Annotated in this window: 17 protein-coding genes; 12 read left to right on the forward strand and 5 right to left on the reverse strand. The window is 61.4% G+C overall.

All coding sequences use genetic code 11. The features are described from left to right. Nucleotides 1-41: 41 nt before the first annotated feature. From AC3E6W_RS07920 to AC3E6W_RS07930, 3 genes are all read right to left on the reverse strand, one after another. The gene (locus AC3E6W_RS07920; RefSeq protein ID WP_490652797.1) at nucleotides 42-356 is read right to left on the reverse strand and encodes an excalibur calcium-binding domain-containing protein; all 315 of its coding nucleotides are present in this window, start codon (nucleotides 354-356) and stop codon (nucleotides 42-44) included. Nucleotides 357-879: 523 nt separating this feature from the next. Next, nucleotides 880-1,620, reverse strand: coding sequence for a DsbA family oxidoreductase (locus AC3E6W_RS07925; RefSeq protein WP_490652798.1), 741 nt, complete (start codon nucleotides 1,618-1,620; stop codon nucleotides 880-882). 244 nt (nucleotides 1,621-1,864) lie between these two features. Next, nucleotides 1,865-2,980, reverse strand: a complete 1,116-nt coding sequence (locus tag AC3E6W_RS07930) for a polysaccharide deacetylase family protein (RefSeq protein WP_490652799.1) — start codon at nucleotides 2,978-2,980, stop codon at nucleotides 1,865-1,867. Between the two features lie 188 nt (nucleotides 2,981-3,168). Between AC3E6W_RS07930 and AC3E6W_RS07935 the strand changes: the two genes are divergently transcribed. The 10 genes from AC3E6W_RS07935 to AC3E6W_RS07980 all read left to right on the forward strand — a co-directional run bounded on the left by AC3E6W_RS07935 (nucleotide 3,169) and on the right by AC3E6W_RS07980 (nucleotide 18,878). Further along, nucleotides 3,169-4,254, forward strand: coding sequence for an App1 family protein phosphatidate phosphatase (locus AC3E6W_RS07935; protein WP_049343013.1), 1,086 nt, complete (start codon nucleotides 3,169-3,171; stop codon nucleotides 4,252-4,254). 862 nt (nucleotides 4,255-5,116) lie between these two features. Further along, complete coding sequence (nrdH, locus tag AC3E6W_RS07940) at nucleotides 5,117-5,341, forward strand: glutaredoxin-like protein NrdH (protein ID WP_049343012.1); 225 nt, start codon at nucleotides 5,117-5,119, stop codon at nucleotides 5,339-5,341. Between the two features lie 74 nt (nucleotides 5,342-5,415). Beyond that, nucleotides 5,416-5,946 carry a class Ib ribonucleoside-diphosphate reductase assembly flavoprotein NrdI gene (gene nrdI / locus AC3E6W_RS07945; RefSeq protein WP_049332502.1) on the forward strand — a complete coding sequence of 177 codons (531 nt, stop codon included), beginning with the start codon at nucleotides 5,416-5,418 and terminating at the stop codon, nucleotides 5,944-5,946. Next, nucleotides 5,919-8,099 (forward strand): class 1b ribonucleoside-diphosphate reductase subunit alpha, encoded by a 2,181-nt coding sequence (gene nrdE, locus AC3E6W_RS07950; RefSeq protein WP_490652800.1) that lies wholly within the window; start codon nucleotides 5,919-5,921, stop codon nucleotides 8,097-8,099. Before nrdI ends, nrdE begins: the two co-directional genes overlap by 28 nt. Before the next feature lie 158 nt (nucleotides 8,100-8,257). Further along, entirely contained in the window at nucleotides 8,258-9,235 is a 978-nt protein-coding gene (nrdF, locus tag AC3E6W_RS07955) for a class 1b ribonucleoside-diphosphate reductase subunit beta (protein WP_049343010.1), read from the forward strand. Nucleotides 9,236-9,510: 275 nt separating this feature from the next. Continuing rightward, the gene (locus tag AC3E6W_RS07960; RefSeq protein ID WP_490652801.1) at nucleotides 9,511-10,554 is read left to right on the forward strand and encodes a zinc-binding dehydrogenase; all 1,044 of its coding nucleotides are present in this window, start codon (nucleotides 9,511-9,513) and stop codon (nucleotides 10,552-10,554) included. 225 nt (nucleotides 10,555-10,779) lie between these two features. Further along, nucleotides 10,780-12,492: a formate--tetrahydrofolate ligase gene (locus AC3E6W_RS07965; protein WP_490652802.1), complete on the forward strand. Its 1,713-nt coding sequence runs from the start codon at nucleotides 10,780-10,782 to the stop codon at nucleotides 12,490-12,492. A 1,243-nt stretch (nucleotides 12,493-13,735) separates the two neighbouring features. Continuing rightward, nucleotides 13,736-14,509: an MBL fold metallo-hydrolase gene (locus tag AC3E6W_RS07970; RefSeq protein WP_490652803.1), complete on the forward strand. Its 774-nt coding sequence runs from the start codon at nucleotides 13,736-13,738 to the stop codon at nucleotides 14,507-14,509. 217 nt (nucleotides 14,510-14,726) lie between these two features. Beyond that, on the forward strand, nucleotides 14,727-17,615 hold the full coding sequence (gene uvrA, locus AC3E6W_RS07975; RefSeq protein WP_490652804.1) for an excinuclease ABC subunit UvrA: 2,889 nt from the start codon (nucleotides 14,727-14,729) through the stop codon (nucleotides 17,613-17,615). A gap of 144 nt (nucleotides 17,616-17,759) precedes the next feature. Next, entirely contained in the window at nucleotides 17,760-18,878 is a 1,119-nt protein-coding gene (locus AC3E6W_RS07980) for a GNAT family N-acetyltransferase (RefSeq protein WP_490652805.1), read from the forward strand. Between the two features lie 141 nt (nucleotides 18,879-19,019). Here AC3E6W_RS07980 and AC3E6W_RS07985 read toward each other — a convergent pair whose 3' ends face one another. Next, nucleotides 19,020-20,501: a glycoside hydrolase family 1 protein gene (locus tag AC3E6W_RS07985; RefSeq protein WP_490652806.1), complete on the reverse strand. Its 1,482-nt coding sequence runs from the start codon at nucleotides 20,499-20,501 to the stop codon at nucleotides 19,020-19,022. Nucleotides 20,502-20,725: 224 nt separating this feature from the next. Further along, the gene (locus tag AC3E6W_RS07990; protein WP_490652807.1) at nucleotides 20,726-22,216 is read right to left on the reverse strand and encodes an anion permease; all 1,491 of its coding nucleotides are present in this window, start codon (nucleotides 22,214-22,216) and stop codon (nucleotides 20,726-20,728) included. Nucleotides 22,217-22,466: 250 nt separating this feature from the next. Here AC3E6W_RS07990 and AC3E6W_RS07995 point away from each other — a divergent pair, with 250 nt between their 5' ends. After that, nucleotides 22,467-23,165: a lipoate--protein ligase family protein gene (locus tag AC3E6W_RS07995; protein ID WP_490652808.1), complete on the forward strand. Its 699-nt coding sequence runs from the start codon at nucleotides 22,467-22,469 to the stop codon at nucleotides 23,163-23,165. 69 nt (nucleotides 23,166-23,234) lie between these two features. Next, entirely contained in the window at nucleotides 23,235-24,125 is an 891-nt protein-coding gene (locus AC3E6W_RS08000) for a fumarylacetoacetate hydrolase family protein (RefSeq protein ID WP_049347339.1), read from the forward strand. Nucleotides 24,126-24,794: the final 669 nt, after the last annotated feature.

A 24,794-nucleotide genomic window follows, 5' to 3' on the forward strand; every position in this document is an offset into this window, starting at 1 on the left:
AAATAGTACGAGGGGGCTTCGCTATACCTGGGGGTAGAAGCTTAGTGCTTCTTCTTCGGCTCGCACGCCACGCCGTCACCGTCTTTATCTAGACCAGGGCGGTAACCCGGCTCACCACGATGCAGGGGCGCCGCACCAGCCGCACGAGCATCAGCGCATGTTTCGTAGTAAACACTCGACCGCGCAGGAGCCTGCTGAACCGGCTGAGCCGGGGCCTGCTGCGCGGGCGCCTGCTGAGCGGGGGCCTCAGTTGCCGGAGCCTGCTGAACGGGAGCTTCCTGAACCGGTGCCTGCTGCGCGGGCGCCTGCTGGACGGGCGCCTCCGCGGAAGGTGCCTCAGCAGCCGGCGCCTGCACGGGAGCCTCAGTCGTCGGAACCGGAGACGGGGTTACCGTCGGGGTAGGAGACTCCGAAGGAGACGCAGGCGCACTCGGCGTCGGAGAAGAACTAGGAGTAGCTGAAACCGAAGGGCTAGCAGAGGCAGACGTCGACGACGAGGCAGAAGGCGTAGACTCCGGAGTGCGAACAGGCGAAGAGCAACCGGTCAGCAGTAGAGCACCCGCAAGAACGCCAGCGGTTGCGGCGTGAATTTTCAACACAATATTCCTTGAAAAGTGAGTGGATAAGCGTGTTCACCGTAGAACACACACTCAAGTGTAAATGAAAACGGCCCCATTCGCAGGTAATATTGAGCCCCCTAAACATTTCTGACAAGGGAAGATGCAACGTGCGGGCATAGTAAAGCCCCCTCGTGCCGGTTCACGCAAGAACCGGCACAAGGGGGCTTCGCTCTATTAAGGTGTCTGCATCAGTTAGGGGCGCGGGGAGAGTAGCGCCCCGACCGGACAGCTCTAGTCAGAGCTCTAGCCAGAGCCGCCGCTAGGAGCAGTTACCGTTCATATCGCAGGACGGACCCGCCTCCGCGGCATTGGCACCCGTAGCCTCACCCGAAGTGCCCGCCAGCGGGTTCAGGAACTCAACGCGGTGAGTCTCCTCCCACACCTGACGCAGCGCCTGCACCAGCACTTCCGCAGGCTGCGCACCACTGACCGCCCACTTCGACTCAATCAAGAAGAACGGCACACCATTAATGCCCAGCTGGCGCGCCAACTGCTCATCGGCACGCACATCCGCCGCGTAACGGTCGCTCTTCAACACCGCCTCAACCTCGGCAGTATCCAGGCCAATCTCAGAAGCAATATCCAGAATCGACTCGTGATCCTGCACCGAACGGCCCTGCGTAAAGTACGCCAGCTTAAACGCCTCCTCCGCCGCCGACGCCAAACCCTGCTCCGCCGCATAATGAATCACACGGTGCGCATCAAACGTGTTACCGTAGCGTGCCTGACGCCAATTGAAATCCAAACCAACCTCGCGGGCACGCTCCGCCAACGACTCCTGGCTCGCAATCGCCTGCTCCAGCGGCATCTGATACTTGCCCGCAATCAGCTCAGGCAGCGAACCGGCAGGATGCTCCGTAGCCGACGGGTCCAGCTCAAAACTATGCCACACCACCTCAACCTCGTCACGGTGCTCAAACTCGGCGAGCGCCTGCTCCAGGTTACGCTTGCCCACGTAGCAGAAGGGGCACACAATATCGGACCAAATATCAATACGCATGTTATCTATTCCTTTCATACTCGGATGCGGCACGCTGCCGCCCTGTATGCTCACCTAACGTCCCGGCTACCGTGTTTATTCCTGTTTATTCCCGCGCTACCCGCCCGATGTTCAGCGAGTCGGGGAAAGAAAACCGGCAGCGGTGGGCACGGCGAAGCCCCTTCCCTCCCGCGCAGGGAGAGAAGGGGCTTCCAATAATCACAGCCTCGAGTGCACCTCTCGGAATCACCCGATCCGAACCGGCCTAGCGGTTTGCCGCGGCGGGGGCACCCGCAGTGGCCGAGGCCGTGGTCGAACGCGAAGCCGCGGGCTGGGGCGGCTGGGATGCGCGCGTGGTGGCGGCCGGTTGCGAGGGGGTCTTGGTTGCGGCTACCTCATCCTCGTACCGGGGGGTCGGGGCCGGAGTAGGAGTGGGGGTGGGGGTCGGCGAGGGAGCCTCGGTTGTTGCCTCCGCGGAGGGAGTCTCGCTCGGCTCGGGGGTTGCGGTCGGGCTGGGAGCCGCTGCCTTAATCTCCTCCTCCGAGGCGTCGCCGTAGTAGTCGCGAATCGTGACCGGGGTCAGGCCGCGCTCGTCCAGCAGGCCCTTGAGCTTATCCAGAATCGGAATAATCGTCTCGTAATTCAGGTGGCCCAGAACAATCTGCTGCGGAAGCATGTAGCGCAGCGAACGCATGTAAATCACGCGGGCGCTGGTCTTTGCCTCGTCACCGGTCGTGCCGTTCCACATGACCGGGCGGGTAAAGCCAATCTCACCGGCAGCCTTCAGCACGGCCTCGTTATAGCGGCCGTACGGCGGGCGGAAGTAGGGCTTCGACGAGACACCGAAGATGCTCATAATCTCGTCCTCGTTGCGCTGCAACTCCTCCTTCACGCCCTCGGCGTCCAGGGTGGTCAGGTCGGTGTGGTTGTAGGTGTGGTTCGCAATCTGAATCTGCCCGCTCTGAACCAGCGGACGGAGAATATCAACGTTGTTCTTGAAACCCACGTACGAGGCGTTAATAAAGAAGGTCAGGCGAGTATTCGTACGCTTGGAGAACTCGGCGTAGCCGCGAATAGCCTCGGGGCTGGCACCGTCGTCAACCGTCCACGCGATGTACTTGCCCTCACCCACGAGAGCGTTGCCCACGCCGGGCCACTCGCGCGGCTTATCAATCGGGTTACCGGTGACGGACTGGGTCGGCGAGTTCGTGGCTACAGGTCGGGGAGTAACGGAGGGGCTATCGCTACCGGCCTGGTAGGGAGTAAAGTTGCCGCTCGTGCTGTCGTAGTCGTTATTCGACTTGTTCGAGCAGGCTGCGATGAGCGGAAGCATAGCGGTGCCGAGCACAAAAAGTCGGCGGTTAGGCTGTGAGTGGATCATACCTTCCAGGATAACGCCCGCGCGGGTTCTACAAGAACCTGAACGGCCCCGCCACCCCAAATAATGCGCATATCACAGCGGGGTCTCGTCCTCACCCGCGTATTTATAGGTATCGACGTGCTGGGCTCGGCCCGCGAGGGGACGGGCTCAGTTACACTAGTGGGGTAAGAGTCTGAGGGGATAACGAATTGCGCAACCTAGTCAATGACGCCGCTGACGAGGCGGTTAACATCGGTTACCGCGTGGCCGACCGCCTGCACCGCTGGCGTGAGAAGCGCGCTATCGCCGCCGGCCGCGAGCCGATTCTTGTTCCCAGCGAGGGGTACGGACGAGTTGCATCCGAGGGGAACCCGGGTTGGGTTCGTATCATCGCCCGAGCCCTCTACAACACGGTCGACCTTGAGCGACTCCTGCAGGTCGTGGAGGGTACCCAAGACACCGCTAATCCCATGCGAGGCTGGCGTGCCTTCACCGCGATCGCTATGTCGGATGCCCCGGTCACCATCGTTATCGGCGGTACCAAGTACGAGGCGTACACCGACCGCGGCGGCGTGCTCGACGTGAAGCTTGAGATCGACCTGGAACCCGGCATGCACGAGGTCATCATGTATGTGCCCGGATCGCGCGCCGTAGCCACCAGCGTTTACATCGTGCCGGAGTCGCAGAAGCTAGGCGTCATCATGGACGTCGACGACACTGTCATGGTGACCATGCTGCCGCGCCCCCTCGTGGCCGCATGGAACTCCTTCGTGCTCGACGAGCACGCGCGCATCCCGACCCCCGGCATGGCCGTCATGACCGACCGTATTCGCCGTAGTGAGCCGAACGCGCCGTTCATGTACCTGTCCACCGGTGCGTGGAACATTACCCCGACCCTGCGCCGATTCCTGAGCCGTAACGGTTACCCGCGCGGCACGTTCCTGCTTACCGACTGGGGGCCGACCCCCGACCGCTGGTTCCGGTCCGGCACCAAGCACAAGGTGGATTCCCTGCAGCGCCTGGTTGAGGAGTTCCCGCAGATGAAGTGGATCCTGGTTGGTGACGACGGGCAGCGCGACCCGTATATCTACAACGGCTTCGCGGTGCGTTACCCGGACAACGTGGCGGCCATCGTGATTCGTAACCTGACGGTGGGGGAGTCCGTGCTCGCCTCGGGCCGCGTGTGGAGCGATCACCGCGCCGAGCAGATGATGCGCTCGCCCCTGTGGATCGAAGCCACCGACGGCGTGACGCTCAGCAAGAAGCTACGCGATCTGGGAATCATCGACTTCTAGACGTTCTCAGCTGCACGTTTTGCGCCCACGCATACCCTATATACGCGTATATGCGGTGAAGGCCGACCACTCCAGCACGGGTGGTCGGCCTTCGCCGCGTGCGAGGCTCGGTGGGACCTCAAACCTGCTCTGAAACCCGCCCCGGACCCTGCCCCGAAGATTCCAGTTCGTCCATCGGGGCTGTGGGGTGTTTAAGGCTTAACCAACTTAAACCAACGACACACCGGCCAGTCGCGAAGAGTTAAAAATCTTTTGTACAGCTTTAATCACACCCCTTCGTCGCGGTCAGCCCCCGGGTTAAGGGCTCATTAAGAAAACCTGTTCGTCTTTAAAACCCCGTCGTTCCGCGTCATGATGGGCGAGTGTTAAACCTGCGCTTAAATCAAGCCCGAGGAATACGGCCCCGGACGTCTTAAAACGTCATAGGGGTTAAAAGCACCCTAAGAAACGAACGGGGAGGGCCAACAAAAATGCCACCCAACTTAAACCCCACCTGTGGATAACCCCGCGAGGTCCCCGAAAATCCGGCGAACTCCACCACCGGGCGGGTGTGGATAAGCCCGCGAGGCACCCCATTAAGTGGGTTCGGCTGTGGGTTTATCGAACGAAACGCGACCCGCGCACCACATCATCTTGTGGTGCAGAAATTTCTTGGCACTAGATGTAGTATTAATACTCGGTTCCACCGCTTAGGCCCCTCGGGGCCCTCCCCGCAGAACCGCGAGGCAGCAGATCCGCCCCCGCACGACGGGCGGCACCGCCCCGGCAGGGTAGAGGTACGACGGTGGAGCCCCTAGGAAAACACGCCAGAATCATTCACAAGATAAACCCGCCTGAGCGGGAGAAAGTATGAGGCACTCTCATGGTAGTGACCGTGTACACCAAGCCCCAGTGCGTTCAGTGCAACATGACCTACCGCGCCCTCGACGCGAAGGGTATCAGCTACACCAAGGTTGATATCACCGAAGACACTCAGGCCCTTGAGATGGTTAAGTCCCTCGGCTACCTGCAGGCCCCCGTCGTCATCGCAGGCGAGGAGCACTGGTCCGGTTTCCGCCCCGATAAGATCAACGCTTTGGAAGCGTAAATCCAGCCGAAACCCACATAAACGGAATCGGCGTCACACAGCCATACCGGCACATACGAAGTAAGGAGCTCACGTTGAGTACCGTCCTCACGCCCAACCCCGCAGATGAACACGCAGAAATCCGCAAGATTCTCATGGATGCGCGTAACTCCTCTGAGGGTCGAGCGACCGAGGCTCTGGCGGACGCATCCGCGCCACTCGTCGTGTATTTCTCCTCCATCTCCGGCAACACCCACAAGTTCGTGGAGAAGCTTCGTGCTCGCCGTCTCCGCCTGCCCCTGCGCACCGGCGAAGACACCCTGGTGCTTGATGAGCCCTTCGTGCTGATCGTTCCCACCTACGGCAAGCCCGAAGGTGCAGGCAATGTTCCCCCGCAGGTGGTAAAGTTCCTAAACGTGGATCAGAATCGCGCGAACATGCTCGGTGTGATTGGATCCGGCAACACTAACTTTGGCCCGCTCTTCGGCATCGCGGCAGATATCGTCGCGAAGAAATGCAACGTGCCCGTGCTCTTCAAGTTCGAGCTCATGGGTACCGAAGCAGATGTAGAAAAAGTCAACGAAGGATTGGAAGCATTTTGGACGCAAAACTGCCCTCAGCACTAGAGACTCTCGGTGCGAGCCACACCGGCAACACCGTACCCGAGAAGTTCCGGGGTATGAGCTACCACGAGCTGAACGCTCTGCTGAACCTCTACGATGAGAACGGCAAGATTCAGTTCGACGCCGACCGCCAGGCAGCACGTCAGTACTTCCTGCAGCACGTCAACAACAACACCGTGTTCTTCCACGACCTGGAAGAGAAGATTGAGTACCTGATCGAGAACCAGTACTACGAGCCTGAGCTCTTCGAGAAGTACAACTTCCAGTTCATCAAGAACCTGTTCAAGCGCGCCTACGCCGTGAAGTTCCGCTTCCCGACCTTCCTGGGTGCCTTCAAGTTCTACACCTCCTACGCGCTCAAGACCTTCGACGGTCAGCGCTACCTGGAGCGCTTCGAGGACCGCGTCTGCATGGTGGCGCTGCTGCTGGCAGAGGGTAACGAGAAGCTGGCCGAGGAGATCGTGGACGAGATTATCTCGGGCCGCTTCCAGCCTGCCACCCCGACCTTCCTCAACGCGGGCAAGAAGCAGCGCGGCGAGCTGGTCTCCTGCTTCCTGCTACGCATGGAAGACAACATGGAATCCATCGGTCGTTCCATTAACTCGGCCCTGCAGCTCTCTAAGCGCGGCGGCGGCGTGGCATTCGCCCTGACCAACCTGCGCGAATCCGGCGCGCCCATCAAGAAGATTGAGAACCAGTCTTCGGGCGTTATCCCCGTCATGAAGCTGCTGGAGGACGCCTTCTCCTACGCTAACCAGCTGGGCGCACGTCAGGGCGCCGGCGCGGTGTACCTGCACGCGCACCACCCCGACATCTACTCTTTCCTGGACACCAAGCGCGAGAACGCCGACGAGAAGATTCGTATCAAGACCCTCTCCCTGGGTGTCGTGATCCCCGATATCACCTTCGAGCTGGCCAAGAAGAACGAGGACATGTACCTCTTCTCCCCGTACGATGTGGAACGCATCTACGGTGTGCCCTTCTCCGACATCAACGTCTCCGAGAAGTACTACGAGATGGTCGACGATGCACGCATCACCAAGACCAAGATTAACGCTCGCGAGTTCTTCCAGACCATCGCGGAGATTCAGTTCGAGTCCGGTTACCCGTACGTGATGTTCGAGGACACCGTCAACCGCGCGAACCCCATCGCCGGTAAGGTCATCATGTCGAACCTCTGCTCCGAGATTCTGCAGGTTTCCGAGCCGTCCACCTACCACGCCGACCTCGGCTACGAGACCGTCGGTAAGGATATTTCCTGCAACCTCGGTTCGCTGAACATCGCCCTCACCATGGACGGCGACGACTTTGGCAAGACCGTGGAGACCGCAATCCGCGCGCTCACCTCCGTCTCGGACCAGTCCGATATCCGCTCCGTGCCGTCCATCGAGCGTGGCAACAAGATGAGCCACGCCGTGGGCCTGGGCCAGATGAACCTGCACGGCTACCTGGCACGCGAGCACGTCTTCTACGGTTCCGAAGAGGCGCTGGACTTCACCAACATGTACTTCTACACCGTGACTTACCACGCAATCCGCACCTCCATGCTGCTCGCTAAGGAGCGCGGTGAGCGTTTCGAGGGCTTCGAGAACTCGAAGTACGCCTCCGGTGAGTTCTTCGCCAAGTACATCGAGAAGGAATGGGCACCGCAGACCGAGCGTGCCCGCGAGCTGTTCGCCAAGCACCACATCCCCACCCGCGAGGAGTGGATTCAGCTGGCAGCCGACGTCGCACAGCACGGCATGTACAACCAGAACCTGCAGGCCGTTCCTCCGACCGGCTCGATTTCCTACATCAACGGTTCGACCTCTTCGATTCACCCGATTGCTTCGAAGATTGAGATCCGCAAGGAAGGCAAGCTCGGCCGCGTCTACTACCCGGCACCGTACATGACCAACGAGAACCTGGAGTACTACCAGGACTCGTACGAGATTGGCTACGAGAAGATCATCGACACCTACGCCGTGGCAACCCAGCACGTGGACCAGGGCCTGTCGCTGACCCTCTTCTTCCGCGATACCGCAACCACCCGCGATATCAACCGCGCCCAGATTTACGCATGGCGTAAGGGCATCAAGACCATCTACTACATCCGTCTGCGTCAGATGGCTCTTGAGGGTACCGAGGTTGAAGGCTGCGTATCCTGCATGCTCTAGGCTCGAATGTTGGAGACATTCAGCCTGAGCTGACACACCATAACTACTAAAGGGGGCGGGGCGGCCGGCCCGCGGCTCCGCGCGATTCAGGGTGACTCGCGCGGAGCCCGACGCGGCCCAGATGAGTCGTCACCGCCCCCAAGAATCGGAGAATTATCATGAGCGAAAAGGTGAAGCTCGTCGACCACGTCGTTGAGGCCATCAACTGGAACCGCATCGAGGATGAGAAGGACCTCGAGGTTTGGGACCGCCTGACCGGTAACTTCTGGCTGCCGGAGAAGGTGCCGCTGAGCAACGACGTGCCCTCCTGGAAGACCCTGACCGACGAAGAGAAGCAGCTGACCATGCGCGTCTTCACCGGTCTGACCCTGCTGGACACCATCCAGGGCACCGTCGGCGCCGTCTCCCTGCTGCCCGATGCCGTGACCGCACACGAGGAAGCCGTGTACACCAACATCGCGTTCATGGAGTCCGTGCACGCGAAGTCGTACTCCTCGATCTTCTCGACCCTCGCCTCCACCAAGGAGATTGACGAGGCATTCCGCTGGGCTTCTGAGAACGAGCACCTGCAGAAGAAGGCCAAGATTATTCTGGCCTACTACACCGGTGACGACCCGCTGAAGAAGAAGGTCGCCTCGACCCTGCTCGAGTCCTTCCTGTTCTACTCGGGCTTCTACCTGCCCATGTACTGGTCCTCGCACGCAAAGCTGACCAACACCGCCGACCTGATTCGTCTGATTATTCGTGACGAGGCTGTGCACGGCTACTACATCGGCTACAAGTTCCAGCGTGGCCTGGCCAAGGAGACCCCGGAGCGTCAGGCAGAGCTGAAGGAGTACACCTTCAACCTGCTGTACGAACTGTACGAGAACGAAATCGCTTACACCCACTCCCTGTACGACGGCGTGGGTTGGAGCGAGGACGTGAAGAAGTTCCTGCACTACAACGCCAACAAGGCCCTGATGAACCTGGGCTACGAGGCAATGTTCCCGGCTACCGTGACCAACGTTTCGCCGGCCATCCTCTCGGCACTGTCCCCGAATGCTGACGAGAACCACGACTTCTTCTCCGGTTCCGGTTCCTCCTACGTGATTGGTAAGGCTGTGAACACCGAGGACGAGGACTGGGACTTCTAAGCACCCTTTCTTGCCTTGAGATATAAGGCTTGACAAACCGAGCGGAACCCCCGCGTATCCCAGTGTGGATGCGCGGGGGTTCCGCCGTTTAACCGGGCCATTTAACCTGCCAGGATGCAGTGGGCAAGCGCTAGGGAAGCGGGGGAGCGGCACCCTGGTTCCAGCTGTGGGCACCTCGCTACAAACTCTTCACCCCGTAGCATAAAAGACTGTTGATATATCGGGGTGCGGGGCGTACTGTGGAACCACTATCCCCAAATCCTGGAAGGAACATCATGCGTTCAGTCGTCATGGAAGCCCCCGGTAAGGTCGTCGTCAACGAAGTTGAGAAGCCGATCCTCCTCGAACCCACCGACGCCATCATTAAGCTCGCGGCTTCCTGCATCTGCGGCTCCGACCTGTGGCCCTACCGCGGCGCACAGCCCGTCGACCACCAGGCCATGGGCCACGAGTACATCGGCGAGGTCGTAGAGGTAGGCTCCGAGGTTACCACCGTAGCCCCCGGCGACTTCGTCGTTGGCTCCTTCTGCATCTCCTGCGGCGAGTGCGAAACCTGCACCGCGGGCTACCCCTCCCGCTGCCTGAAGGCAATTGCCGCGGGCGATGCCTTCATCGGTATGCGCTCCAACGGCACCCAGGCAGAGTACGCCCGCGTGCCCTTCGCGGACGGCACCCTACTCAAGACCCCCGCCGCACCCACCGCGGAGCAGATCCCGCACCTGATGGCGGCATCCGACGTGCTCGGCACCGGCTGGTACGCAGCAGACGCAGCGCAGGCAGCCCCCGGCAAGACCATTGTCGTCGTCGGCGACGGCGCGGTTGGTCTGAGCGCAGTCATCGGCGCTAAGCAGCTCGGCGCGGAGAAGATCATCATCATGTCCCGTAACCCCGAGCGTCAGGCGCTCGCCAAGGAATTCGGCGCAACCCACGTGGTGGAGGAGCGCGGTGAGGAGGGCATCGCCAAGGTCATGGAGCTCACCGACGGCGTGGGCGCGCACGGCGTGGCGGAGGCTGTCGGCACCCAGCAGTCCTTCGACCAGGCTCTTGGATGCGTGCGCCACGGCGGCTACATCGGCTTCGTGGGCGTGCCGCACGATAGCTCCATCGGCACCGATAAGCTCTTCGGCAAGCAGGTTCACCTGGAGGGCGGCCCCGCCCCCGTGCGCAAGTACCTGCCGACCCTCATCGACCTGATTTACAAGGGCGAAATTGAGCCCGGTAAGGTCTTCGACCTGGTCCTGCCCATCGACGAGGCAGCTAAGGGCTACGAGGCAATGGACCAGCGCACCGCCACCAAGGTGCTGCTGACCATGCCGTAATAGCCGGTCGTAGAGCCGGCTCCTGTACCGGCAACCCGGCGTGTACGCGTTGCTCATCCCCGCATCCGACCCTGCCCACTCCATGTGAGCGTAGGGTACCGGCTGCGGGGATGACTTTCGTTAAAAAACCACTTTCTTGATGCGCGGGGCGGCGAGGTGAGGGACAAATGCGTGAGCTAACGCATAGAATGAAAGAGCATGATTCGTACAACTCGAAGGATGACAATGACGAAGAAGCCTTTCCCCTCCGACCTCGAAATCGCGCTTGCTGCCGATCTGTGGCCGATTAGCAAGATTGCAGCAGAGAACGGCATCAGCGAAGATCGCCTCGAGCCCTACGGCAAGTACGTCGCCAAGGTTCTGCTCGACGAAAGCACCAACGCAGAGACCGCCCGCAAGCGCGGCTCCAAGTACATCGTGGTGACCGCGGTGACCCCGACCCCGCTTGGCGAAGGCAAAACCGCAACCTCCGTCTCCCTCGCACAGGGCTTCGCACAGACCGGCCGCAAGGCTGCGCTGGCTCTGCGTCAGCCCGCAATGGGCCCGACCTTCGGCATCAAGGGCGGTGCCGCAGGTGGCGGTTACTCCCAGATTGTCCCCATGGAGAAGCTGAACCTGCACCTGACCGGCGACTTCCACGCCGTCACCGCGGCCCACAACCTGCTTGCCGCCATGATCGACAACCACCTGCACCACGGCAACGAGCTGCGCATCGACCCGCGCGCAATCGAGTGGCGCCGCGTTATCGACATGAACGACCGCTCCCTGCGCAACATCGTCGTGGGCCTGGGCGAACGCATGGACGGTGTGGTCCGCGAGACCGGTTTCGACATCACCAGCGCCTCCGAAATCATGGTGATTCTCTCGCTGGCCACCTCCTTCAAGGACCTGCGCGAGCGCCTGGCCAAGATTGTGATTGGCCTGAACTATGACGGCGAGCCCGTCACCGCGGCCGACCTGAAGGCTGACGGCGCAATGTCCGTGATTCTGGCCGACGCCATCAACCCGAACCTGCTGCAGACCCTGGAGCACACCCCGGCCCTGATTCACGCCGGCCCCTTCGGCAACATCGCAACCGGTAACTCCTCCGTGGTTGCCGACTATGTGGGCCTGGAGTACTCCGACTACGTGATTACCGAGGCTGGCTTCGGCGCCGATATGGGTGCCGAGCGTTTCTTCAACGTCAAGTGCCGCGTCTCCGGTCTGAAGCCGGACGCCGCAGTGCTGGTTGTGACCGTGCGCTCCCTGAAGTCCCACTCCGGCCTGTACAAGATTGTTCCGGGCAAGCCCCTGCCCGAGGGCATGCTGCAGGAAAGCCCCTCCGATGTGGAGAAGGGCGCGAAGAACCTGAAGAAGCACATCGAGATTGTGCGCGACTTCGGTGTTCAGCCGGTCGTGGCCATTAACGCCTTCCCGACCGACTTCGATTCCGAGCACGAGACGATTCGCCGTATCGCCGAGGAAGCCGGCGCTCGTGTGGCCATCCACCACGGTGTGGCCGAGGGCGGTAAGGGCACCATCGACCTGGCGAACGTTGTGGCCGAGGCCTGCGACGACGTTTCGGATCTGAAGTACACCTATGATCTTGAAGACTCCATCGAGACCAAGATTGAGAAGGTTGCGACCAAGGTCTACGGCGCAGACGGCATTTCGATTGCTCCGGCTGCCGCTAAGCAGCTCAAGCGCTTTGCTGAGCTGGGCTACTCGCACCTGCCCGTGGTCATTGCGAAGACCCACCTGTCCATCTCTTCGGATGCATCGCTGAAGGGTGCACCGACCGGTTGGACCCTGCCCGTGCGCGAGGTTCGCCTGGCTGCCGGTGCCGGCTACGTCTACGCAATCTGCGGCACCATGCGCACCATGCCGGGCCTGAGCAAGAGCCCCGCGGCTGAGCGCATCGGCTTCGACGAGAACGGCGTGATGGTCGGCCTGTCCTAAGACGGCTGTTTCAGCTGATCTGTAGCTGGTAGAGGCGGCGTTCCTTCCCTAGAGCGGGGGAGGGGCGCCGCCTTTCTGCGCGCCGTGTGCCGATATGGGGTCTGCCGGGTGGTGATCTGGCCCCGTAGGTGATGCTGATTCGTCGGTTGTTTTCGCCGCTCGTCGTCTGTGGAGAGCTCCGCTAGGTGGCTTGAAGACCACCCTCACTATGAGCTGGAGGGTTTATTTACGGGGTGATATACGGACTGTAAGGGGTTGCCATGAGGGGCCCTTTCGGGGTCTGTAAATCTTAAATTGGTCTGTATGTGTTATTTTTCCTCCTCGATATTTGCTTGAGCCTTATCTTTCGTTAAACACCCTCTGGAGGTTGATTTTTAAGCGAGTCATACACCTACATTTTGTGAAAATATGGCTTTGACTAGTATTTTTTCTTTTTCGTGAAAATTTTCGAGGTTGCACTTTTGGGTCTATGGAAGGGTGGATGATGAAGCCTTTGTTTATAAAAGCGTTGGCCAACTAGGTGTTTTTAGGGGTGGAGCAGACCAATAAGATTTCCCATTGGAGGCGTTTGTGGGCTGTTTTGTGGCGGGCAATGCGAAGGGATGTGAACAAAACGAGGTGAAAAGTAGTTGCTTCAACTAGAAAGTTTCTTTAGGTTTAGGTTGATATTCCGCGGAATATCAAGGGAAAACGGGGTATTCAACCCTCGTAAAAGTCTCAGTGGGACCCCCTGAGAAAGATGCACCTGAGTGTCAAATTGAGGGAAAGCTAAAAATTTTTTTCAGTGATATGGCTCACTTATTGGAGCTGAAAAATAAAATTGGTACGTATGTATATCCTAAAAAACGGGTGGAATTATTACAGAACGGTTACAGTGAGGCTCCGGTCACTTAAATTGGCGCTCCGTACCAAAATGACTCGCCGGACAGGGTGAAAAAACTCCGCTATGATGGATGCATCAAGTAATCGTGAGATTTCCAAAGTCCTCGGGTTGCTTGTGTTTGAGTGAGTGATAGATACCCCTGGGTGTCATGAGAAGCGACTGTGTATCGATGCACGGTCGCTTCTCTGTTTAACTTTTAAAATTCATGCGGTGCCTCGACCGGAACCTCATCCGAGCTGAGCCCGTCCCGGGCAAAGGCTGTGCGTTCAAAGTCGAGCGCACCCAAGAAACCGCCGAGGCGCATCCCGCAGGGGAGTACCCCGGCACCTCCTAACCTGGAACACCCCCTACACTGGAAGTATGACTACATACCCCGAATCCACACTCATCTTCGAGAACCCCGAACTGACCGTGCGTGCCCTCAGTGTTTCCGAGATGGACAATAGCGTCTACCTCATCACCATGCGCGCCACGGGCGAACAGGTACTCATCGACCCGGCCGCAGAAGCCGAGGAGCTCTACGCCTTCACCCTCGATGCACTACTTCAGGACTGCCCGCAGCTGGAACTCACCGATGCCGAGGACCGCCGCGTGCGCGTCATGGAGAAGGAAGAAGACTTTGATGCCCTCAAACCCCGCGCAATCGGCCTGACCGGCATCCTGGTTACCCACGGCCACTGGGACCACATTCGCGCCATTGCCGAGCTCGAGAAGCTCACTGGCGCAATCACCTCCGCCGGGGATGCTGATGCCGACGCCATTAAGGAGCAGGAGAACTTCGAAGTGGAGGAGCGCCTGCACGGCGGCGAGATCTTCGACTTCTACCTCTCCGACACCGTGGTACGCGCCCTGCACGTGCCCGGCCACACCCCCGGATCCATCGTCTACACCCTCGAAACCACCTGGGAAGACGGCACCCCCGCAACCCTGCTGTTTACCGGCGACGCCCTCTTCCCCGGCGGCGTGGGCAAGACCGACTCCCCGCAGCAATTCGGTGAGCTCTTCTCCAACGTGCTCGAAAAGCTCTTTGGCGGCTTCGATGATGACGCAATCGTGCTGCCCGGCCACGGTCGTTCCACGACCCTCGGTGACGAGCGCCCGCACCTGGAGGAGTGGGGCACCCGCGGCTGGTAGCCCGGCCCCGGCGCGCTCTCGCCGCCACGCGAATTTGGAGTGTCTCTTCGTGCGTGCGCGACGCCCCTCCTTCCGCGCGTTTTTGCGGATGCTTCGCGCTTGCCGTGCGGCTTCGCACTGCACCCTTACGGCCCCGTACGCCGGCAACTTAATCCCGCCGGCTACGGGGCGCTAAGGTGTAGAATTTAAATTCGAAGATAAGACGAAAGGATTTTCGATGACACCCCGTCCGGCACACGGAAGCACCGCGCTCAAACCCAATGACCTGACCAGTATTCGTGTGCAGGGTGCCCGAGAAAACAACCTTAAGAACGTAGACCTGACCATCCCGCGCGATGCGATGGTCGTCTTCACGGGCCTCTCCGGCTCCGGCAAGTCCTCCCTCGCCTTTGACACCATCTTCGCCGAGGGTCAGCGCCGCTACGTCGAGTCGCTCTCCTCCTACGCCCGCATGTTCCTGGGCCAGGTCGACAAGCCCGATGTCGACTTCATCGAGGGTCTCTCCCCGGCAGTGTCTATCGACCAGAAGTCCACCTCCAAGAACCCCCGCTCGACCGTCGGCACCATCACCGAAATTTACGACTACATGCGTCTGCTCTGGGCGCGCATCGGCCACCCGCACTGCCCCGAATGTGGCGAGGAAATCACCCAGCAGACCCCGCAACAAATTGTGGACATTCTGCAGGAGTACCCCGAACGCACCCGCCTGCAGATCCTCGCGCCCGTCGTCAGCGCACGTAAGGGCGAGTTCGTGGACCTCTTCAAGGACCTGCTCACCCAGGGCTATTCGCGAGCCCGCGTGGACGGCGAAACCGTGCAGCTCTCCGACCCGCCCAAGCTCGCCAAGCAGTACAAGCACACCATCGAGGTGGTCGTCGACCGCATCGTCATTAAGGACGGTATTCACCAGCGCCTGACCGACTCCATCGAAACCGCGCTCAAGCTCGCCGACGGCCGCGTGCTCATCGACTTCGTGGACCGCGAGCAGGACGACCCCGAACGCACCCGCTCCTTCAGCGAAAACCTCGCCTGCCCCAACAACCACCCGCTGCAGATCGACACCATCGAGCCGCGCGCCTTCTCCTTCAACTCGCCGTTCGGCGCGTGTAGCGCCTGCGACGGCATCGGCTCGCGCCTGGAGGTAGACACCGAACTGCTCGTACCCAACCCCGACCTGACCCTCGGCGAGGGCGCTATCGCCCCCTGGTCGCAGGGCAAAGCAACCACCGAATACTGGCTGCGCCTGCTCGCCGGCCTGGGGGAGGAGCTCGGATTCGACCTGAACACCCCCTTCAAGGACCTGCCCGCCAAGACCCGCGCCGCCATCCTGGACGGCAAGGACTACAAGGTTGAGGTGTCCTACCGCAACCGTTTCGGCCGCGAACGCCGCTACACCTCCGGATTCGAAGGCGTGAAGGCATACATCAAGCGCAAGCACGAAGAAACCGAATCGGACTTCGCCCGCGACCGCTACGAACAGTACATGCGCCAGGTCGCCTGCCCCTCCTGCGGTGGCGCGCGCCTGAACCCGACCATCCTCGGCGTGAAGGTCGGTGGCCAGTCCATCGCAGACATCACCGACCTGTCCCTGGCCGACGCGCTCGCCTTCGTGCGCGGCCTGCAGCTCAGCGCCCGCGAAGCCAAGATCGGCGAGCAGGTCCTCAAGGAAATCGACGCGCGCCTGCAGTTCCTGCTGGACGTGGGTCTGGACTATCTGACCCTCTCACGCTCCGCCGGTACGCTCTCCGGCGGTGAGGCCCAGCGCATCCGCCTGGCCACCCAGATTGGTTCGGGCCTGGTCGGTGTGCTCTACGTGCTCGACGAGCCCTCCATCGGCCTGCACCAGCGCGACAACCGCCGCCTCATCGAGACCCTGACCAAGCTGCGCGATATGGGCAACACGCTTATCGTGGTTGAGCACGACGAAGACACCATGCGCGAAGCCGACTGGATCGTGGACGTAGGACCCGGCGCCGGCGAGCACGGCGGCGAAATCGTGCACTCCGGCAGCTTCGAGGAGTTGCTGAAGAATACCAAATCCATTACCGGCGACTACATGGCTGGCCGCCGCAGCATCGAGGTGCCCGCCTCCCGCCGACCCGTGGACAAGAAACGCCAGCTGACCGTGCGCGGTGCCCGCGAAAACAACCTCAAGAACGTGACCGTGTCCTTCCCACTGGGCGTGTTCACAGCGGTGACCGGCGTATCCGGCTCGGGTAAGTCCACCCTCGTCAACGACATTCTGTACACCTCCCTGGCGAACAAGCTCAACGGCGCCAAGCAGGTGCCCGGCCGCCACAAGAGCATCGACGGTCTGGAGCACCTGGACAAGGTCATTCACGTGGACCAGTCGCCCATCGGTCGTACCCCGCGCTCGAACCCCGCCACCTACACCGGCGTGTTCGACCACATCCGCAAGCTGTTTGCAGAGACCAGCGAGGCGAAAATGCGCGGCTACACCCCGGGCCGCTTCTCCTTCAACGTCAAGGGCGGCCGCTGCGAGGACTGCTCCGGCGACGGCACCCTGAAGATTGAAATGAACTTCCTGCCGGACGTGTACGTGCCCTGTGAAACCTGCCACGGCAAGCGCTACAACCGCGAAACCCTCGAGGTGCACTACAAAGGCAAGACCATTGCAGACGTGCTCGAAATGCCCGTGGAGGAGGCCGCCGAGTTCTTCGCCGCGTTCACCCCGATTGCGCGCCACCTGAACACCCTCGTGGACGTGGGCCTGGGCTACATTCGCCTGGGCCAGCCCGCAACCACCCTCTCCGGCGGTGAGGCGCAGCGCGTGAAGCTCGCCACCGAGCTGCAGAAGCGCTCCAACGGCCGCTCCATCTACGTGCTGGACGAGCCGACCACCGGTCTGCACTTTGAAGACATCCGCAAGCTACTCGCCGTGCTGCAATCGCTGGTGGACAAGGGCAATAGCGTCATCACCATCGAGCACAACCTGGACGTCATCAAGTGCGCCGACTGGATCGTCGACATGGGTCCCGAAGGCGGTAGCGGCGGCGGCACCGTAATTGCTGAAGGAACCCCGGAGCACGTGGCGACCGTCAAAGGCTCGCACACCGGTGCCTTCCTGGCAGAGATTCTGAAATAGCGTAGGCAGCCCGACCCCGCGCCCGTGTGGCGCGCAGGGTCGGGCTGAGACCGTATTGCCACCCCGTCTCCCCGTCGATGACACTGCGGCGGGATGCGGTGACCGCATCTCAACCAAAAACTCAATGACGAACGAGAGGACCCCGTGAACACCGAAGATCGCGTCAAAGCAGCCCAAGCCAAGCTCACCGCCCTCGGTGCGCGTCGCGGTGCTGTGACCACCCTGGACCGGGCGCGGCACATCCTGCACACCCAGCTGGAGGCGGACTTCTGCCAGGCGCCCGGTTCGATTAGCCGCGCCCTTCAAGAGCTACGCGACTACCCGGAAGCCGAAAGCCTGCCGCTACTCGCCACCGTGCAGCCTCCCTCCGAGAAGATGGGTGCCGCACGCCGCCGCAACGACGACATCTGGGAGCTGCGCGTCGCCAACTACGCGAGCGTCGGCATTCTCTGCGCCAAGCATCCGCGCGTACTCGAAAAGGCCATCGACTACATGCTCGGCGACCAGTCGAACTGGCTGGGCGACTATGCACAGCTTCGCCAGCTCAACGAACTGCTCACCCCCTACACCCAGCAGGTCAGCGGCACGAGCATCTACTATACGCCCGGCCGCGCCCTGCTGAACTCGGTCGTACCCGAGGGCGTGCAGGCGCAGGAGGTCAAGTGCGCCGTGCCCGGTGTGGGCATGATGCGCCGCGTCGACCCCGCCGAGCTGAAGGCGGCACTGCTTGCCGAAATTACCGGCGAGCGCACTATTCGCAGGGAGGCGAACGCCTCCGCGGGGGCGCTTGAGGTTGCCCCGGAGGATACGGAAGCGCGCGTAACCCGCCTGCGCGTGGACCTGCTGAGCGAAGAGCAGATCGAGTCGTTCCGCGGGGATAAACGTTACTCGAACGCGCTGGGCTTTAGCACGACCCGCCCGGATGTGCTGGTTCTGGCCGCCTACGCTGTAGACGGCGCCGATGACACCGAAGGTGCCGGCATCCCCGCAAATGCCGACCCGGTAGCCATGGTGGGTATGAGCGACGACTCGCCGATTATGCGTCAGATCGGTATTGATGTGCTGCCCGCCTTCCGCGGTGCGGGTATTGCGAGTGCCCTGGTGCGCGATGCCGCCCGCCTGACCCTGGCGGAGGGTTACCTGCCGTTCTACGGTACGAGCCCGTCGCACATGCTGTCGCAGAGGGTTGCGTTGAACGCGGGGCTGGTGCCGACCTGGTGGGAGTACGTTTCCACCAGCATGAACGACCTGCCCATGGACTAGAATTGCCCGCGCTGGGTATAACGGACAATAGGTACGCAGCATGTGCGCAAGGCCCCCGAGATTCTGCATCTCGGGGGCCTTTTATGTACTGAGTTTCGCGTGCTAGTTTCGCGGGGGGGGGGAGGAGAGAACCTTGACCGGTTACAGCTCCGCGCCGTTGCTGGCAATCACCACGCGGTACCAGTGGAAGGACTTCTTGCGGTAGCGCGCCAGGGTGCCGGTGCCGTCGTCGTTGCGGTCCACGTAGATGAACCCGTAGCGCTTGGACATCTGCGCGGTGGAGGCGCTAATCATGTCGATGCAACCCCAGGTGGTGTAGCCGAGCACGTTCACGCCGTCCTCAATCGCTTCGCGTACCGCGTGCAGGTGCTGGCGCAGGTAGTCGATGCGGTAGTCATCCTCCACGGTGAGCTCACCGTTCACCTCGACCAGTTCGTCGCGTGCACCCAGGCCGTTCTCCACGATGAATAGCGGCTTCTGCCAGCGGTCCCAGTACTGGTTGAGGACCACGCGCAGGCCGGTCGGGTCGATCTGCCAGCCCCATTCGCTGGCGGGTAGGGTCGGGTTCACCACGCCGCCGAGGATGTTGCCTTCGCCGCGCTCGCCTCGTGCCGGGTCGCCGGTCGCGCAGGTGGACATGTAGTAGCTGAACGACACGAAATCCACGGTGTTCTTCAGGTCCTCGCGGTCCTGCTCGGTGATGTTCAACTCCACGCCCTTCTCACGCAGGGCACGCAGGAAGTAGCCGGGGTATGCGCCGCGCACGTGCACGTCACCGAACGCGAAGTTTGCCTGTTCCGTCTGCATGGCGGCGAGTACGTCGGCGGGGTCGGGGGTGAGCGGGTAGGTGGGCATGGCAAGAATCATGCAGCCGACCTGGGCGCCGGGCGCCAGTTCGCGTGCCGCAGCGGTGGCGCGTGCGGAGGCGACCAGCTCGTGGTGCATTGCCTGGTAGAGGTCTGCGTCGCTGAGCTGATCCGCCGGGGTGTTAATACCGCCGGACATGAACGGCAGGTGCAGCATCGAGTTGATCTCGTTGAAGGTCAGCCAGTACTTCACACGCTTGCCGTAGCGGGCGAATACGGTGCGGGCGTAGCGTTCGTAGAAGCCGATGAGTTCGCGGCTGGTCCAGCCGTTGTACTGCTCCACCAGGTGCAGCGGGGTTTCGTAGTGGCTGAGGGTGATAAGCGGCTCCATGCCGTGCTTTTCGAGCTCGTCGAGCACACGGTCGTAGAAGGCGAGGCCCGCCTCGTTCGGGGTTTCTTCGTCGCCGCGGGGGAAGATGCGCGACCAGGCGATGGAGAAGCGGAAGACCTTAAAGCCCATCTCCGCGAGCAGGGCGATGTCTTCGCGGTAGCGGTGGTAGAAGTCGATGCCTTCCAGCTTGAGGTTGTCCTCGGTGGGTTCTGCGGTGCGCGGGTACAGGCCGCCGGAGGGCAGCACATCCTGCAGACTGGGGCCCTTGCCGTCCTCGTTCCAGGCGCCTTCGAACTGGTTGGCGGCGGTGGCGCCTCCGAAGAGGAAGCCGTCAGGGAACGCGCCGAGCGGCTGCGGCTCGGTCAGCGCCGGGCTGTTACCGGGCAGGTTGGTGGTCTGGGCGGTGATGTGCTGGTCCTGATGCACGGCGTCCTCCAGGGTGCTGTGGGTCTTTCTTCTACCCTAACGGAGGGGATGGGGGAATACTAGGCTATGCGCTGTTTTGGGACGTTAGCGGGCGCGCAAAAGCCCGGTGTTCTCACACGAAAATTCACATGAGAATACCGGGCTTTTACGCGGTGCTCCTATACAGCGCTTTTACGCTGAGCTAGGCTTTTACGCTGAGCTAAGCCGCCGCTGGGCTTGGGCCGCTAGTTGGCGAAGCCGAGCGCGAACAGCCACGCGGTACCGACGATACCCCAGACGACGAGGTTCACGATAGCAGCCATGAAGCCAATCTTGAACCATTCGCCCACGCTGAAGTATCCGGAACCGTAGTACACGCCTGCCGGGCCGGAGGCGTAGTGGGTGATGCCGCCAATCAGGTTGCCCATGAAGCCAAGGAACAGCGCCGCGAACATCGGCGGGACACCCGCCGCGACGGCCGCACCGAGGAACACAGCGTACAGGGCCACGATCTGGGCGGTGTTCGAGGCGAACATGTAGTGAATGAAGAAGTAGGCCAGAACCAGCACGGTGAAGGCCAGGGGCCAGGCCATGCCGCTGACGCTGTGGGCGGCCTGCTGGCCAATCCAGTCCACGACCTTGAGCTTCTTCAGGTGGTCGGCCATGCCGACGAGCACGGCGAAGAAGATGAGGGTGGACCAGGCGCTGGAGTTCTTCGCCATGTCCTTCCAGGTCAGAACCTTGGTCACCAGCAGAATACCGATGCCGAAGAAAGCGGCGCTGGTGGCGTCAATACCCAGTGCGGTACCGGTCACCCACAGGATTAGCAGCAGCACGAAGGTGCCGAGCATAATCCATTCCTTCACGCTCATGGGGCCCATTTCGTGCAGTTCCTGGCGGGCATGCTCGGGTGCGTCCGGGGTCTTCTTGATGGTCGGCGGGTAAATCTTCGACATGATCCACGGCATGACAATCAACGCAGCAAGACCGGGAACGATGGCTGCGAGCGCCCAGGTACCCCAGTCGAGGTTGATGTTGTGGTCGTGCGCGAACTTCTGCGCCAGCGGGTTACCCGCCATCGCGGTCAGGAACATGGCGGAGGTGATGGTGTTGACCTGTGCCTCGGTCATGAGCAGGTAGGAGCCGAGCTTACGGCGCGATTCGGGGGTCTCGTTCGTGGAGCCGTTGACCTCGGAGAGGGAACGGATAATCGGGTAAATCACGCCACCGGCACGCGCAGTGTTGGAAGGGGTGGCGGGGGCGAGGACCAGGTCGGTGATGGCCATGCCGTAGGACAGGCCCAGGGAGGACTTGCCGAGCGCACGCACGAACAGCAGTGCGATGCGCTTGCCCAGGCCGGTAATGAGGAAGCCGTCGGCGATGAAGAAGGCGGCAACAATAATCCAGATGGAGGAGTTGCCGAAGCCGGTCAGCGCCTCATTCTTGGCGGCCATCGTGCCGGTAATCATGGCGACGGCCAGGCCCACGAGAGCCACGGACGGGGTGGGCAACGGCTGGAAAATCAGGCCGAGAATGGTACCGACGAAGATGGCGAGCATGTGCATGCCGCGCGGGTCGACGCCTTCGGGGGCGGGAACGAACCAGATGGCGAGGGTGACGGCTACGATGATGGCAACCTGCACGATAAGTTTCGTGCGCTTGGACTTCGCCGCCTTCACCTCCTCGGCGGATGCGGCGGTGGGCGCCGCTGCGTTGGCGGGGGTGGACTGTGTCATGGTCCGATCTCCTTTGCGAAACGTACAGGTTGGCGTGCTCGGGGAGTGGTTCTCACCGGGCGCGGAGTGCGTTTCTTCTGCGTTGTCATGCTGTGTCTATGTGCTCGGTGCGGCAGTGTGGGGCGCCGCACTATAGCACCTTTAATCTTAGCGTTTGGGGGTGCCATGCTAAAGGGGTAAGCCGGCGCATTTGAACAGGTGAGCATTTTTCTGCGCGGGCGTTTTCGCAGCCGCCGGTAAGATAGAAAACGTGCAGATTATTCGAGAAACCACACCCGAGTCGGGTGATATCCTCATCCACCACGAGCAGACGGTGCAGATGCTCCGCGAGGTCGCAAGCGGTCAGCGCGAAGCGACCCTACGCATGTACCAGCCGAACCCCACGGTGGCGTTCGGCCGCCGCGATGAGCTGAACCCCGGATTCGCCGATGCCGTGGCCGCGTGCGAGGAGCACGGCTTCAGGACCCTGGTGCGCAAGGTGGGCGGTCACGCCGCCGCGTACCACCGCGGATGCCTGGTAGTGGACCACTTCCAGCCGGCCTCCGACGCCCGCAGCGGCAACACGGTGCGCTATCGGCTCTTCGGTTCCATGTTCGCTCAGGCCCTGCACGAGGTCGGCGTGGATGCGCGCGTGGGCGAGATCCCGGGGGAGTACTGCCCCGGCGAGTACTCGGTGTACGCACAGCTTCCCGAATCCGCCGGCGGCGAGCGCATCAAGCTGGTCGGCACGGCCCAGCGCGTGGTGAGCGGCGGCTGGTGGTTCAGCACGGGCATCGTGGTCTCCGATTCGGCCTCGCTGCGGGCGGTCACCGCGGACGTGTACCGCGCCCTCGGCATGGAGCTCGACCCGGCAACGGTGGGCGCGGCGCAGGATGCGAACCCGAGCCTGCTCATGGAGGACCTTGAGGACGCCATCGTGGAGGCCTACGCGAGCCACGGCTTCAAGTAGGCGGCCCGAGCGGGAACCCCGGAACATCCGTACACAGTAAACGCACTAGAGTAAAGCAAAGGAGCGCATATGCGTTGGGGTCAGATTAAAGACGAGAAGGGCAGCCGCGCCGTCTGTTTCTTTGAGGAAACGGTCTACGAGCTGCCGGCCAAGTTGAGCCCTCTGCTCAATTTCTACAGCCGGTTCCGCCTGAACTTTGGCGACCCGAAGAACGCGCTGTCGATTCTGAAGGAGAACGGTGCGACGGTCATGGGCCACGGCGAGCAGCTCTGGGAATCCCTGCCCTTTGTACGGCCGCTAGATAAGCCCGGCAAGGTCGTGTGCGCCGGCCTGAACTACCGCGACCACGCCGAAGAGATGAACCTGCCGGTGCCCGAGTACCCGGCGCTCTTTGCGAAGTTCTCGAACGCGCTCATCGGCCCGAATGATCAGATTCGCATGCCCGCCGACGACGGCACGGGTAGCACGAAGGTCGACTGGGAGGTTGAGCTGGGCCTGGTGGTCGGGGTGCGCCTGCGCAACGCCACCGAGGAGCAGGCGCTTGAGGCGCTGATGGGTTACACGGTCATCAACGATGTGTCGGTGCGTGACTGGCAGGGGCGTTCTTCGGAGTGGTTCCAGGGTAAGAACTGGGATGCGATGACTCCGTTCGGCCCGGTCATCGTGAGCGCCGACGAGGTGGATCCGCTTGCCGGCCTGGAGCTGACCTGCGCGGTGGACGGTGAGGTTCGTCAGCGCGGCTCGACCGCGGACATGCTGTTCAGCCCCGCGTACCTGCTGTCGTATATTTCGCGGTTCATGACCCTTGAGCCCGGCGATATCGTGGCCACGGGTACGCCCGCCGGCGTGGGGCTTTCGTTGCATCCGCGCCGGTGGCTGAAGCCGGGGCAGGAGGTGCGCACCCGCATCGAGGGCATCGGCGAGCTGGTGAATGTCTGCTCGGAGGCGGGCGCGCTGTAGGGGAGTGCCTGCAGGATAGGGACGATGCGGGATCGGTTCGGCCGATACGGTTTCGTGCCGGTTCCTGTTGAAAAGGCCCGGATTGCGGCCCTTCGCACGGGTCCTCAGAAGGCCTTCAGAACCGAATACTTATGCATCCCATCCGTGTCGGCAAGGCGCGGGTGGGATGCCTTTTTATGCCTTATCTGCCTAGTGGAAACCGCGCAATAGAGATTACATTTCAGGGTAAGAAAAATTGCAGGGATGAATGATTACTCTGTGCGTAAGAGTGGGATTAGGGTGTAAAAACCTTCACCCTTTACCCTGATTTCACCCTCGCGCGAAGGGGTTCGAGGTGTTTGTGGCGGGGTGGTTGCGGGGGTGCAATGGGGCAGGAGTCCCAGGATGTGGCCAGGTGTGAGAAATTCAACATTTGTCATGTCGGGGGTCACAGTGGGCTTGTTTGGTGCACCATTTCGGGGAAGGGTGCGGATTTTTTGTTTTTCGTCGGGAGTTTCCTCTGACTAGGAGGAAGGCTTAGGCACTCCGGTGCAAATTCTTTTGAATCGAACACCGGTAAGTACATTACAGTGCAGTGATAATTCACCCTGAACCTGAACCTTTAGCGACTATATGAGTGGTTGTTATCACATTCTCGTTTTGCGCTTACCCCTCGGGAGTCGGTAGGGT

Source organism: Rothia sp. SCPM-O-B-18226 (M350), from assembly GCF_058213595.1.